General features: G+C 71.4%; 12 protein-coding genes and 2 pseudogenes. 8 read left to right on the top strand and 6 right to left on the bottom strand.

Annotated features, from left to right (window positions below):
* Positions 1-16: 16 nt before the first annotated feature.
* On the top strand, positions 17-1,048 hold the full coding sequence (gene fbaA, locus LK06_RS14610) for a class II fructose-bisphosphate aldolase (protein ID WP_039650528.1): 1,032 nt from the start codon (positions 17-19) through the stop codon (positions 1,046-1,048).
* Between the two features lie 75 nt (positions 1,049-1,123).
* Here the strand turns inward: fbaA and LK06_RS14605 are convergent, their stop codons facing one another.
* Positions 1,124-1,543: a DUF3151 domain-containing protein gene (locus tag LK06_RS14605; protein ID WP_039650526.1), complete on the bottom strand. Its 420-nt coding sequence runs from the start codon at positions 1,541-1,543 to the stop codon at positions 1,124-1,126.
* 233 nt (positions 1,544-1,776) lie between these two features.
* Here LK06_RS14605 and LK06_RS14600 point away from each other — a divergent pair, with 233 nt between their 5' ends.
* From LK06_RS14600 to LK06_RS14585, 4 genes and pseudogenes are all read left to right on the top strand, one after another.
* Positions 1,777-2,637 carry a tryptophan 2,3-dioxygenase family protein gene (locus tag LK06_RS14600; RefSeq protein WP_039650524.1) on the top strand — a complete coding sequence of 287 codons (861 nt, stop codon included), beginning with the start codon at positions 1,777-1,779 and terminating at the stop codon, positions 2,635-2,637.
* The gene (gene kynU, locus LK06_RS14595; protein ID WP_039650522.1) at positions 2,630-3,847 is read left to right on the top strand and encodes a kynureninase; all 1,218 of its coding nucleotides are present in this window, start codon (positions 2,630-2,632) and stop codon (positions 3,845-3,847) included. Before LK06_RS14600 ends, kynU begins: the two co-directional genes overlap by 8 nt.
* Positions 3,848-4,264: 417 nt before the next feature.
* Entirely contained in the window at positions 4,265-5,197 is a 933-nt protein-coding gene (locus LK06_RS14590; protein WP_039650520.1) for an alpha/beta hydrolase, read from the top strand.
* Between the two features lie 19 nt (positions 5,198-5,216).
* A pseudogene (locus tag LK06_RS14585) lies at positions 5,217-5,369 on the top strand (response regulator transcription factor); the annotation flags it as partial.
* Here LK06_RS14585 and LK06_RS14580 read toward each other — a convergent pair.
* The gene (locus LK06_RS14580; protein ID WP_039650518.1) at positions 5,370-5,564 is read right to left on the bottom strand and encodes a DUF397 domain-containing protein; all 195 of its coding nucleotides are present in this window, start codon (positions 5,562-5,564) and stop codon (positions 5,370-5,372) included. It lies immediately after the preceding pseudogene.
* A gap of 2 nt (positions 5,565-5,566) precedes the next feature.
* Positions 5,567-6,394: pseudogene (locus tag LK06_RS14575) on the bottom strand (helix-turn-helix domain-containing protein); the annotation flags it as partial.
* A 15-nt stretch (positions 6,395-6,409) separates the two neighbouring features.
* Between LK06_RS14575 and LK06_RS33155 the strand changes: the two are divergent.
* Both LK06_RS33155 and LK06_RS14570 read left to right on the top strand, forming a co-directional pair.
* Positions 6,410-6,751: a hypothetical protein gene (locus LK06_RS33155; protein ID WP_159025297.1), complete on the top strand. Its 342-nt coding sequence runs from the start codon at positions 6,410-6,412 to the stop codon at positions 6,749-6,751.
* A gap of 84 nt (positions 6,752-6,835) precedes the next feature.
* Positions 6,836-8,056 (top strand): cytochrome P450, encoded by a 1,221-nt coding sequence (locus tag LK06_RS14570; protein ID WP_039650515.1) that lies wholly within the window; start codon positions 6,836-6,838, stop codon positions 8,054-8,056.
* Positions 8,057-8,075: 19 nt separating this feature from the next.
* On the opposite strand, the gene LK06_RS14565 is transcribed toward LK06_RS14570, so the two are convergent.
* Positions 8,076-9,689: an ABC transporter permease gene (locus LK06_RS14565; RefSeq protein ID WP_043410366.1), complete on the bottom strand. Its 1,614-nt coding sequence runs from the start codon at positions 9,687-9,689 to the stop codon at positions 8,076-8,078.
* The gene (locus LK06_RS14560; RefSeq protein WP_039650511.1) at positions 9,686-10,597 is read right to left on the bottom strand and encodes an ABC transporter ATP-binding protein; all 912 of its coding nucleotides are present in this window, start codon (positions 10,595-10,597) and stop codon (positions 9,686-9,688) included. Before LK06_RS14560 ends, LK06_RS14565 begins: the two co-directional genes overlap by 4 nt.
* A 73-nt stretch (positions 10,598-10,670) precedes the next feature.
* Here LK06_RS14560 and LK06_RS14555 point away from each other — a divergent pair, with 73 nt between their 5' ends.
* On the top strand, positions 10,671-11,216 hold the full coding sequence (locus tag LK06_RS14555) for a GbsR/MarR family transcriptional regulator (protein WP_052269824.1): 546 nt from the start codon (positions 10,671-10,673) through the stop codon (positions 11,214-11,216).
* Between the two features lie 140 nt (positions 11,217-11,356).
* Here the strand turns inward: LK06_RS14555 and LK06_RS14550 are convergent, their stop codons facing one another.
* A complete protein-coding gene (locus LK06_RS14550) occupies positions 11,357-12,202 on the bottom strand; it encodes a diacylglycerol kinase family protein (protein WP_039650507.1) in 846 nt (281 codons plus the stop codon).
* Positions 12,203-12,306: the final 104 nt, after the last annotated feature.

Below are 12,306 nucleotides of genomic sequence, written 5' to 3'. Positions count from 1 at the left end.
CACGAGGAGCGGACAGATGCCCATCGCAACCCCCGAGGTCTACAACGAGATGCTCGACCGGGCGAAGGCAGGCAAGTTCGCCTACCCGGCCATCAACGTCACCTCGACGCAGACCCTGCACGCGGCGCTGCGCGGCTTCGCGGAGGCGGAGAGCGACGGCATCGTCCAGATCTCGACCGGCGGTGCCGAGTTCCTGGGCGGCCAGTACAGCAAGGACATGGTGAGCGGTGCGGTCGCGCTCGCCGAGTTCGCGCACATCGTCGCCGAGAAGTACCCGGTCAACATCGCCCTGCACACCGACCACTGCCCCAAGGACAAGCTCGACGGGTATGTGCGTCCGCTGCTCGCGATCTCCGAGGAGCGTGTGAAGGCTGGCCGGAACCCGCTCTTCCAGTCCCACATGTGGGATGGTTCCGCCGAGACCCTCGCCGACAACCTGGCCGTCGCCCAGGAGTTGCTGGAGCGTGCCCGCGCCGCCCGCATCATCCTGGAGGTGGAGATCACCCCGACCGGCGGTGAGGAGGACGGCGTCTCCCACGAGATCAACGACTCCCTCTACACCACGGTCGAGGATGCGATCCGCACCGTCGAGGCGCTCGGCCTGGGTGAGAAGGGCCGCTACCTGCTGGCCGCCTCCTTCGGCAATGTGCACGGTGTGTACAAGCCGGGCAACGTGGTGCTCCGCCCCGATCTGCTGAAGGAGCTGAACGAGGGCGTCGCCGCCAAGTACGGCAGGCCGGCCGACAGCAAGCCGTTCGACTTCGTCTTCCACGGCGGCTCCGGCTCCTCCGAGCAGGAGATCCACACCGCGCTGGAGAACGGCGTCGTGAAGATGAACATCGACACGGACACCCAGTACGCCTTCACCCGTCCGGTCGCCGACCACATGTTCAGGAACTACGACGGCGTCCTGAAGGTCGACGGCGAGGTCGGCAGCAAGAAGACCTACGACCCGCGCACCTGGGGCAAGCTCGCCGAGGCGGGCATGGCCGCGCGCGTGGTCGAGGCCACGCGGAACCTGCGCTCGGCGGGCACCAAGATCAAGTAACCGCATCGGGCAGTCCGTGCCGCCGTCGCCCGCTGGGGGACGGCGGCACGGTCGTCCGTGCGTCTGCGGTGGTGACTACCGCTTCAGCTCGGCGTACGCCTCGGCGCTGCTGTCCTGGAGGAACTGCCAACAGCGCTCCTTCTCGTCCTTCTCGTCGATCTGGTCGGCCGCGCGGGCGAGGGCGGCGAGGCAGCGCAGGAACCCGCGATTGGCCCGGTGGTCCCAGGGGATGGGGCCGTGCCCCTTCCACCCGGCCCGGCGCAGTGAGTCCAGACCGCGGTGGTAGCCGGTGCGCGCATAGGCGTACGACTCGACCACCCGGCCCGCCTCGTAGGCGTCGTCGGCGAGCATCGCCCAGGCGAGCGAGAACGTGGGGTGCTTCGCCGCGACCTCGGCCGGCGGCAGGGACTCTTCGCCCAGGAGGCGGTAGGCCTCTTCGTTCTCCGGCAGGTACGTCGGCTCCGGGCCGCCGAGCAGGTTCTTGTGCGTCGTCATGCCGCCAGTCTGCCACTCGGGACCGGGGCTTCAGGGCGCCCACGGGGTGAGGTGGGGATCCCCGTACGCACCTCCCGGGCCGTGTCCCGGGAGGTGCCGGTGTGGTCCGTCCGGCAGTAACCGGGGCTTGCCGTATCCGGAAGGATTGCGGAGGATTCCGGGTGGGGACCGGGGCCCCCGTGTCGGCATCGGCAGGGGCGGACCGCTACCCGGAGTAACAACAGGAGACAGCGATGTCCCAACAGGCTCACCCCCCTTTCGAGGCCGCTGAGCCCGAGACCCCGCAGCCCGACCCGAACCTCGACTTCGCGGGTACGACCCCGTACGAGGACTACGTCAGGGCGGATGTGCTCACCCACCTGCAGCACACCCTCTCCGATGACCCCGGGGAGATGGTCTTCCTGGTCACCACCCAGGTCATGGAGCTGTGGTTCACGGTCATCGTTCACGAGTGGGAGACGGCCGCGCAGGCCCTGCGCTCGGACGACGTACCGACGGCGATCGACGCGCTGAAGCGTTCCGTGCGGGAGCTTGAGGCCCTGAACGCCTCCTGGAGGCCGCTCGGCCAGCTCACCCCCGCGCAGTTCAACTCGTACCGCTCCGCCCTCGGTGAGGGCTCCGGCTTCCAGTCGGCGATGTACCGGCGCCTGGAGTTCCTGCTCGGCGAGAAGTCCGCGTCCATGCTCGTACCGCACCGTGGTGCCCCGCGCGTCCACGCGGAACTGGAGAAGGCGCTGCACGAACCGAGCCTGTACGACGAGGTGGTGCGCCTGCTGGCCCGGCGTGGGCACGCCATCCCCGAGTCCGTGGTGCAGCGCGACGTCGCGCAGCGCCACGAGCCCTGCGACGAGGTCGAACGGGCGTGGGCAGCGGTCTACTCCGGCGACCCGGACAGCGAGCTCGCCCGGCTGGGCGAGGCGTTGACGGACGTGGCCGAACTGGTGTGGCGCTGGCGCAACGACCACCTGGTCGCCACCCGGCGCGCGATGGGTGCCAAGCCCGGAACGGGTGGTTCTGCTGGGGTCGCCTGGCTGGAGAAGCGCGCCCGCAAGAACGTGTTCCCGGAGCTGTGGACGGCGAGGTCCTATGTCTGAGCCGACTGCTTCCGCACCGAAGGCCGCCGAACTGGCGGCTCTGGCGAGGACGCTGGACGCAGCGGACGACCTGGCGCCGGTCAGGGAGCGTTTCGCCCTGGACGACGTCGTCTACCTCGACGGGAACTCGCTGGGTGCCCTGCCCGCGCACGTCCCCGACCGCATGGCGGACGTGGTCCGACGCCAGTGGGGTGAACTGCGCATCCGCTCCTGGGCGGAGAGCGGTTGGTGGACCGCGCCCGAACGGATCGGTGACCGGATCGCTCCGCTGGTCGGTGCGGCGCCGGGCCAGATCGTGGCCGGCGATTCGACGAGCGTCAACGTGTTCAAGGCCCTGGTGGCGGCCACCCGCATGGCGGGCGAGGGGCGGACCGAGATCCTGGTCGACGCCACGACCTTCCCCACGGACGGCTACATCGCCGAGTCCGCAGCCCGTCTGACGGGCTGCACCTTGCGTGCGGTGACCCCGCAGGAGGTCCCGTCGGCCCTCGGTGACCGCACGGCCGTCGTCCTCCTCAACCACGTCGACTACCGCACCGGTCGGCTGCACGACCTGCCGTCCCTGACGGCCGCGATCCACGCCTCCGGCGCCCTCGCGGTCTGGGACCTGTGCCACAGCGCGGGCGCGCTGCCGGTGGGCCTGGACGAGCACGGGGTCGACCTGGCGGTCGGCTGCACCTACAAGTACCTCAACGGTGGCCCGGGCTCTCCGGCGTACCTGTACGTACGGAGTGAGCTGCAGCCCCGCTTCGACTCCCCCCTCCCCGGCTGGAACTCCCACCAGGACCCCTTCGGCATGAGCCCGTCCTACGCACCGGCCCCCGGCGCGCTGCGCGGCCGGGTCGGCACGCCGGACATCCTGTCCATGCTGGCCCTGGAGGCGGCCCTGGAGGTCTGGGACGGCGTGTCCGTCGCCGCCGTCCGCGCCAAGTCCCTGGCCCTGACGGACTTCTTCCTGCGGTGCGTGTCCGAGTACTCCGGACCGGGACGCGTGCAGTGCCTCACGCCCGATTCCCACGCGGAGCGGGGCAGCCAGGTCGCCCTGCGCTGCGCGGACGCCGGCGAAGTGATGAAACGCCTGATCGCCAGGGGAGTCGTAGGCGACTTCCGTCACCCCGACGTCCTCCGCTTCGGCTTCACCCCTCTCTACACCGGCTTCGGCGACACGGAGCGAGCGGCCCGGATCCTGGGGGAGGAACTGGCGCGGTGACGTAGGGCCGGGACGAGCACGAGCACGGGCACGTGGGGGCGGGGCCGGGGCCCGGGGCGCGGGGATGTGGGGGCGCGGGCAGAACTCCGGCCCGGCTCTGTTCCTGGCCCCGTCCCTGGCCCCGGCGCTCCCGGTCCTGGCTCAGGGTCGGGCCGAGGGACGTGGCACGAGCTGTGTTGCTCAGCGATCTCGTGGCTCCCCGCCCCTCGTCCCCCGCCCGATCGTCCCTTGCTCGATCGTCCCCCGCCCTCCTCCCCACCCGAACCCCGTACAGAACCGTTTATCCCTCACCCTGCGTGACAACCCCATGTCCCCGCACGTCACCGGCCTGATACCGTCCCCGCCAACGGCCGACGAACAGATCCCCACCTGGTCCGCCACATCCCGAACACGCTTTTGTCGCTGAGAGGTTGGAGCATGCCGGACGACGCCGCAGCAGCCCGCGCCGCCGCCGAAGAGGAATCGGCCTTCTCACACCCCCCGGTTGACCCCGATGTCACCGCGGCATACGGCGACCACCCTGACCAGGTGATCGACTTCTATGCTCCCCGTCCCGACCCGGAGTGTTCTCCCCTCGCCCCCACCTCACTCGCCCCCCTGGTCGCGGTCCTGCACGGTGGAGCCTGGCGCGCGCACCACGACCGCCGCCACGTCACTCCCTTCGCGGACTACCTGGCCCGCAGGGGCTTTGCGGTGGCCAACATCGAGTACCGGCGCGGGGGCGACCCCCTGATCCCGGAGCAGGGCAGGGCGGAAGCGGGGGGCGGGGAAGCCGTCGCTGTTTCCCCCGCTGGTCGCTGGCCGGACACCTTCGACGACGTTGCCACAGCGCTGGACGCCCTCCCCGGGCTGGTGCGCGAGGCGCTCCCGCAGGCAGACCCCCGTCGCACCGTTCTGACCGGCCACTCGGCCGGCGGCCACCTGGCCCTGTGGGCGGCGGCCCGGCACGTCCTCCCGCCGGACGCCCGGTGGCGCACCGAACGCCCGGCGCCGCTGCGCGGTGTCGTCGCCCTCGCCCCGATCGCGGACCTCGCAGTGGCCGAGAAACTGAACGTGTGCGGCAACGCGGCCCTTCAACTCCTCGGCGGAGAAGAGCAGTTCACGGAACGGCAGCCGTACGCGGACCCGGCTCTCCTGCTCCCGACGGGTATTGCGACAACCCTCGTCCAGGGCCGCACGGACCAGGTGGTGCCGCAGGTGGTGGCCGAAACGTACGCGGAGGCCGCGGCGAAGGCGGGGGAGGTGGTGGGACTGACGCTGTTGGAGGACGTGGGTCACTTCCCGCTGATCGACCCGGCGGCGGACGCCTGCGCGGTGGTGGCCGAGGAGATCGCCCAACTGGCCTGGTGAGGAACCGGGTCAGGGCCCGGGGTTGTCGAACGCGGAGATCGCCGGACGACTGGTCGTGGCCGAGCAGACCGTGAAAACGCACGTCGGCCGGATCCTGGTGAAGCTGGGCCTCAGGGACCGCACCCAGGCGGCGGTGTTCGCCTACGAGGCACGGTTGGTGACGCCGGGCTAGTCAGCCCCGAGTCGAGTGGCCGAACTGCTGGAGGAAGGCCTGCCAGCCGTTGGGGGAGAAGGCGAGCAGTGGCCCGTCGTGCTGCTTGCTGTCGCGGACGGCCCGCCCGTTGCCGACCGTGAGAGCGACCTCGACGCAGTTGTTCTCCTGCCCGGAGTACGACGATTTCCGGAAGGGGCCTACAACCTCGGTCATGACTAGCCTTCCTCGATGGTCCGCAGGGTGCTCCGGAGGAGCTGTGCGCTGGCCTCCGGTGCCAGTGCGGACGATCGTAGGAGGTCGAACGCATTGGCGTAAGCTGCCAGGTCCTCGGCACCTTCGAGAACCGATGCTTCTCTCAGGTTGTCAAGCGTCGCTGCTTCGACCGCGGGGTCCGAGCCGAAGCTGAAGGCGCAGAACGCTGAGGTCACGGCTGCCAGCACCCCCGCGCTGAACGGCAACACCTGCACTGTGACGTTCTTCCGTTTGCCGACCTCAAGGATCGCGGAAAGCTGTTCGCGGTGTACCTCGACACCCACCAGCGGGTGCGTGATGACGGCTTCCCAGAGGATGGCGGTGTAAGTCGCCCCGCCTTCCTCGATCTTCGCCTGTCGGCCCTCCCGCACTTTCACCAATTGCCCGACCCGCTCGGGGGTCACGTAGTTGGGGCCCTCCGTGATGACGGCCTTCGCGTAGGTGGGGGTCTGCAGGAGGCCTGGCACCAGGGCCGGCTGCCATTCCCGGATGTGGGTCGCGTCGTCCTCCAACGCGATGTGGTCGAGGTAGTCCGGCCGCAGGTGTGCCGCGTGTTCGAGCCACCAGCCGCGATTCTTCGAGTGCTTGGCCAGATCCTCCAGTTTGTTGCGGACTTCCTGGTCCGTGACGCCGTACGCGTCCAGCAGCAGCCGCAGCTCGATGACGCGGAGGTTCGCGTGCCCGCTCTCAACGCGACTGATCCTGGCCTGGCTTGAGGCGATGACCTCGGCAGCCTGCGGCTGATCGAGGTTGGCGGCCTGCCGGTACGTCCTGAGCGTCGCGCCAAGGCGTCAGTGCGCACGGCCATGCGTGACGTCATGGCCCGCCTGCGCGCCTGGCTCGCCGGGCGGGCGCCGGGGTCCGCGCCGGACGCCCCGGACCTCTCCGCGCCGGTCCGGGTACCGGACCCGTACGTGTGGCGGCTCCCCGCCCTAACTGACCTACCCGAGTTACCCGACCTCCGCGACGCCCGCTGGCGCCGCTGGGCCAAGCGTTGCCGTACGGCCGGCCGCTACCTGCCGTTTCCCCGTGAGGAGGCGTGCTGGCCGAGCCCCTCCCACCTCCCAGGACCCCACCGGGACACCGTCGATGCGTCCGACCACGTAGTACGTCTCTACGTGTGCCGAGAGCCGCCGTCCGGCCCATGAAGGTAGGGCCGGAGCCGTACCGTCCGTGCTGCCCCGGCATGCCACCCCCTGGTCAGACCGGCGTGGCCCGGCTAGCGTCCGTTCATGGCAGCTGCTTCCGATCTCGCTTTCGACCCCTGGGACCCGGCGTTCCTCGCCGACCCGTACCCGGCCTATGCCGAGCTGCGGGCGCGGGGCAGGGTGATCCGGTACGAACCGACCGACCAGTGGCTGATCCCACACCACGCGGACGTCTCGGCGCTGCTGCGCGACCGTCGCCTCGGCCGCACCTACCGGCACCGTTTCTCGCACCAGGAGTTCGGCCGGACCCCGCCCCCGCCGGAGCAGGAGCCGTTCCACACGCTCAACGACCACGGGATGCTGGACCTGGAGCCGCCGGACCACACCCGGATCAGGCGGCTGGTGTCGAAGGCGTTCACTCCGCGCACGGTGGAGCGGCTGAAGCCCTACGTGTGCGCCCTGGCGGGCGAGCTGGTGTCCGGCCTCGTGCGGGAGGGCGGCGGCGATCTGCTCACGCAGGTGGCCGAGCCGCTGCCGGTGGCAGTGATCGCCGAGATGCTGGGCGTTCCGGAGGCGGACCGGGCACAGCTGCGGCCCTGGTCGGCGGACATCTGCGGGATGTACGAGCTGACCCCCTCGCCGGAGACGGCGGCACGGGCGGTACGGGCGTCGGTGGAGTTCTCCGGCTACCTGCGGGAACTGATCGCGGCCCGGCGCAAGGAGCCGGGGGAGGACCTGATCTCCGGTCTGATCGCGGCCCATGACGAAGGCGACCGGCTCACCGAGCAGGAAATGATCTCCACGGCGGTCCTGCTGCTCAACGCCGGGCACGAGGCGACGGTCAACGCCACGGTGAACGGCTGGGCGGCGCTGTTGCGCCACCCCGGCCAGCTGGCGGCCCTGCGTGCCGACCACTCCCTGGTCCCGGCCGCGATCGAGGAGCTGATGCGCTACGACACCCCGCTCCAACTGTTCGAGCGCTGGGTGCTGGAGGACATCGAGATCGACGGGACGACGGTCCCCCGGGGTGCGGAGATCGCCATGCTCTTCGGCTCCGCCAACCACGACCCGGCGGTGTTCCCCGAGCCCGACCGTCTGGACCTCACCCGCGAGGACAACCCGCACATCTCCTTCAGCGCGGGCATCCACTACTGCATCGGCGCGCCGCTGGCCCGCATGGAGCTGGCGGCCTCCATGACGGCCCTGCTCCGGCAGGCCCCCACGCTGGCCCTGGCCCAGGAGCCGGTGCGCAAGCCGAACTTCGTCATCCGGGGGCTTGAGGGCCTGCGGGTGGAAGTGCGCTGAGCCCGGCGGTGCCGAAGGCTCACCCGGACATGTCCCTGCGCCGTAGCCCTGCGAGCCCTGCCCCGGTCAGTATGACCGCCAGGAGGGTGAGCAGCAGGACCGGTTGCCAGCGCATCCCGGCGCTCGGCAGCTTCGGCAGATGGCTGAAGGGGGAGAGGTCCAGCAGCGCCCGGGGCGCGTTGAGGGCGGGGCCGACCCAGCCGATGAGCAGCACCGCGCCTGCGACGCCCCACGCGGCCACGGCACCGCGCGGCAGAACGCCGTAGAGCAGGACGGCGATGCCGCCGATCACCCACACGGCAGGGAGCTGGACCAGGCAGGCGCCCAGGATCGGGCCGATGTCCTTGCGGTAGCCGACGGCGAAGCCCAGGCCGGCGAGGAGCATGATGAGGGCCGCGCCGCCGGCCGCGATCACCAGGTGACCGGCGGCCCAGCGGAGCCGGCCGAGGGGGCCCGCGAGGACCGGTTCGGCCCGGCCGGAGCTCTCCTCGCCGTACAGCCGCAGCACGGACTGCACGATGTAGAGGCCGGCGACCAGTCCCAGCAGGCCGATCACCGCGGCCAGCAGCGCGTCGGTGATGGCGGACTGGCCGCCCATCCGCCGGAAGATCTCCCGGGCCTGTTCGTTGTCCTGCACCAGGTCGGCGGCCCCGGTGGTCACCGCGCCGTAGACCACCCCGGCGGTGAAGAAGCCGAGGCTCCAGCCCAGCAGGCTCCCGCGCTGCAGCCGCCAGGCCAGGGCGCCCGCCGTGCCCAGCCGGCCGGTGGCCGGTCCGGGCCGGGTGGACAGGAAGCCCATGCCGATGTCCCGGCGGCCGGCCAGCTCGTAGGCCACCGCGCCCTGGACCAGCGCGGCCAGCGCGAACAGCGGCAGCACCCACCAGCGCTCGGCTGCGAACGCGCGGACGTTCTCCAGCCAGCCGATCGGGGACAGCCAGGTCAGCGCTGACGAGCCGTCGTCGGCGGCCGAGTCGCCCGCCGCGCGCAGGACGAACGCAGCGCCCAGGACCGCCGCCGTCAGGCCCCGGGCCAGCCGGGCGCTCGCCGTCAGCTGGGCGACGATCGCCGCCAGGGTGGCGAAGACCAGCCCGACGCCGCCGACGCCGAGCCCGAAGGCCGCCGCGCCCGCGCCGCCCTGCCCGGCCAGGCCCGCCGTGATCAGCAGTGCCAGGGCGGCGTCGGCGATCGCGGCCGTCAGCAGCGCGGCCGTCAGCGGGGCGCGCCGTCCGACCATTCCGGCCGACAGCAGCTCCTGCCGCCCACTCTCCTCCTCGTCCCGGGTGTGCCGGACGACGATGAGCAGGCTCATCACCGCCGCGAGGAGGCCCGCGTAGACGCCGATCCGCCAGGCCGTGAGCGCGCCCAGCGAGTCGCCGAAGACAGGGCCGACCATCGCGCGCAGGGAAGCGTTCGCCGCCATCTGGCGCATCAGGCCGACGCGGGCGGCCGGGGTGCCGTACACGCTGTTGAGGGCGTTGGGCATGGAGAGGACCATCAGCGCGATCACCGCGATCCACACCGGGATCAGCAGCCGGTCCCGGCGCAGCGCGAACCGCACCAGGGTGCCGGTGCCGGCGAGGGGGCGGGTGCCCCCGGCACGCGTGGGGAAGGTGGTGGAGGCGCTCGTGGTCATGCCGTCACCTCGCCGGAGCCGGCCGTGTCGTTCTGGTAGTGGCGCAGGAACAGTTCCTCCAGCGTGGGAGGGGTCGAGGTCAGCGAGCGGATGCCGCACTCACCGAGCGAGCGCAGCACGCCGTCCAGCTTGTCGGTGTCGACCTGGAGCCGGACCCGGTGGCCCTGGACGGCGAGGTCGTGCACACCGGGCAGTCCGGCCAGCTCGCCCGGGGGACCGGAGAGTTCGGCACTCACGCTGGTCCGGGTCAGATGACGCAGGTCGGCCAGGGAGCCGCTCTCCACCGTGCGGCCCCTGCGGATGATGCTCACCCGGTCGCAGAGCTGCTCCACCTCGCTGAGGACGTGGGAGGAGAGGAGGACCGTGCGGCCGCGTGTGCGTTCCTCCTCGACGCAGCGCCGGAAGACCTCCACCATCAGCGGGTCCAGGCCTGAGGTCGGCTCGTCGAGGATCAGCAGGTCCACGTCGGATGCGAAGGCGGCGACCAGGGCGACCTTCTGCCGGTTGCCGGTGGAGTACGTCCGGCCCTTCTTCGTCGGGTCCAGTTCGAAGCGTGCGGTCAGCTCGTCGCGCCGCCGTGGGTCGAGTCCGCCGCGCAGGCGGCCGTAGAGGTCGATGACCTCGCCGCCGGAGAGGTTGCGCCACAGGGTCACGTCACCGGGTACGTAGGCGATCCGGCGGTGCACCTCGACCGCGTCCCGCCACGGGTCGCGGCCCAGCACCTGTGCGGTGCCCGCATCGGCGCGCAGCAGGCCGAGCAGCACCCGGATGGTGGTGGACTTGCCGGCGCCGTTGGGGCCGAGGAAGCCGTGCACCTCGCCGGCCTCGACCTCCAGGTCGAGGCCGTCCAGGGCGTGGGTACGGCCGAAGGACTTGTGCAGCCCGGAGACCGTGATTGCCTTCGTCATGGCTCCGAACGTACGCTTCTTTCAGAAATTTGTGAAGTTAAGGAACTATATGAATCTCGGATAGGGTGAGGGCATGACGGAGCCGAGTGCAGAACCGGGGCCGAGTGCAGAGTCGAGTGCGGAGCCCAGCGTGGAGTCGAGTCCGGCGCGCGACCCGGAGTCGGTCTCGCGGTTCGTGGAGCACTTCGCGGCCCAGCTCGTCGAGGCGGGCGTGACGCGCATGCCCGCCAGGGTGTTCGCCGCGCTGCTCGCCTCCGACACCGGGACCTTGACCTCCGCCGAGCTGGGTGAACAGCTGAAGATCAGCCCCGCGGCCGTCTCCGGTGCCGTGCGCTACCTCGCCCAGGTCCACCTGGTCTCCCGTGAGCGGGAACCCGGCTCACGCCGGGAGCGGTACCGGGTGCACGACGACCAGTGGTACCAGGCGCTCACCAACCGCGAGGCGCTCATCAAGCGCTGGGAGGACGCGCTGCGCGAGGGCGTCAGCAGCCTGGGTCCGGACACCCCGGCGGGCCGACGACTGGCCGAGACGCTGGAGTTCTTCGAGTTCATCGAGAAGGACGTGGCCGGGATGATGGAGCGCTGGCGAATCCACCGGGAGCGCAAGCGCAGCCGCTGACCGCGCCGGGTGCTGCCCGCCTCTCCGAGTCCTCCGGTCTTCTGGCGCCTTTCGACTGCACCATCGACACCACCGGCTTCCAGGCCCCGGCCCAAGCTGAGGTCCCCAGCCCCAGGTCCCCGGGTCAGGCCCCGGCCGGCTCACGCCGGGGGCAGCACCAGCCCCCAGGCCCCCTCCAGCACCCGCCACGTCCGCTTCCGCACCGGCCCCGACACCGCCGCATCCGCCCGGTAGCGGAAGTCCGCCCCCGCCACCGTCACCGTCCGGCCGGAGGTCAGCAGCGGGGTCCTCTCCGCGCCCACGGCCAGCGGCCGTACCTCCACCTCCGCCACTCCGCCCGCAGCCGGGGTCACCGACACCTTCTCCACGGGTTGGTCCAGATCCACGACCGTCTCCCCGTCCACGTCCACCCGGAGCCGGGCGTGGCCCGGGCAGGGCACGGCGGGCAGACGGGCGGGCCGGGAGGCGAGGGTGCGGATCAGGGAGCGGTACGTCGTCCGTAGCCAGGGGTGGCCGGACGGCACCGGCACCCGCGCCCCCGGCTCACGCACCGGGACCGGAGGGATGCCCAGGGCTCCCAGAACCACCCCGTCGCTGTCGTCGACCAGCAGGTCCAGACGCCGCTCGGCGCCGTCCAGCACGGCCCGCGCCGCCGCCACCGCGCCGCCCGGCACGCCGAGGGACTCGGCCAGCGAGGTGTCACCCACGGGCACCACCGAGAGCGCGCAGCCGGCCAGCTCCCGCTGTCGGTGCAGGAGGGACACCGTGCGCACCAGAGCCCGGTCGCCGCCCACCACGACCGGCCGCCGCGTCCCTCGCCGGTCCAGTGCGCGGGCGAACTCCTCCGGTCCCTCCGGCAGGCACACCTTGGCCGCCGCACCCGCGCTGAGCACGTCTTTCGCGATCCGTACGGACTCTCCGTCCAACCGCCGTGCCGTCGGATCGATGATCACCAGCAGCTGATCGGACTTCGCGAAAGTCGCCACCTCGGTCCTGCCTCGCTTCCTCGGGTAGCATCTTTGTGCAAGAGCCCCTTGCGCTATTGCGCCAGGGGCTTCGTCTATTCCGGGGCATCCGGTCCGACGGTTGT

The sequence above is a fragment of the Streptomyces pluripotens genome (genome assembly GCF_000802245.2).
Taxonomy (GTDB): domain Bacteria; phylum Actinomycetota; class Actinomycetes; order Streptomycetales; family Streptomycetaceae; genus Streptomyces; species Streptomyces pluripotens.
This window is presented reverse-complemented; position numbering and strand designations above follow the sequence as displayed.

Excerpts from the sequence above, each read along its gene's own strand:
- LK06_RS14570 (WP_039650515.1), top strand. The coding sequence starts at position 6,836 with ATGGCAGCTGCTTCCGATCTCGCTTTCGACCCCTGGGACCCGGCGTTC.
- LK06_RS14565 (WP_043410366.1), bottom strand. The coding sequence starts at position 9,689 with ATGACCACGAGCGCCTCCACCACCTTCCCCACGCGTGCCGGGGGCACC.
- LK06_RS14605 (WP_039650526.1), bottom strand. The coding sequence starts at position 1,543 with ATGACGACGCACAAGAACCTGCTCGGCGGCCCGGAGCCGACGTACCTG.
- kynU (WP_039650522.1), top strand. The coding sequence starts at position 2,630 with ATGTCTGAGCCGACTGCTTCCGCACCGAAGGCCGCCGAACTGGCGGCT.
- LK06_RS14580 (WP_039650518.1), bottom strand. The coding sequence starts at position 5,564 with ATGACCGAGGTTGTAGGCCCCTTCCGGAAATCGTCGTACTCCGGGCAG.
- fbaA (WP_039650528.1), top strand. The coding sequence starts at position 17 with ATGCCCATCGCAACCCCCGAGGTCTACAACGAGATGCTCGACCGGGCG.
- LK06_RS33155 (WP_159025297.1), top strand. The coding sequence starts at position 6,410 with ATGCGTGACGTCATGGCCCGCCTGCGCGCCTGGCTCGCCGGGCGGGCG.
- LK06_RS14600 (WP_039650524.1), top strand. The coding sequence starts at position 1,777 with ATGTCCCAACAGGCTCACCCCCCTTTCGAGGCCGCTGAGCCCGAGACC.
- LK06_RS14590 (WP_039650520.1), top strand. The coding sequence starts at position 4,265 with ATGCCGGACGACGCCGCAGCAGCCCGCGCCGCCGCCGAAGAGGAATCG.
- LK06_RS14555 (WP_052269824.1), top strand. The coding sequence starts at position 10,671 with ATGACGGAGCCGAGTGCAGAACCGGGGCCGAGTGCAGAGTCGAGTGCG.
- LK06_RS14560 (WP_039650511.1), bottom strand. The coding sequence starts at position 10,597 with ATGACGAAGGCAATCACGGTCTCCGGGCTGCACAAGTCCTTCGGCCGT.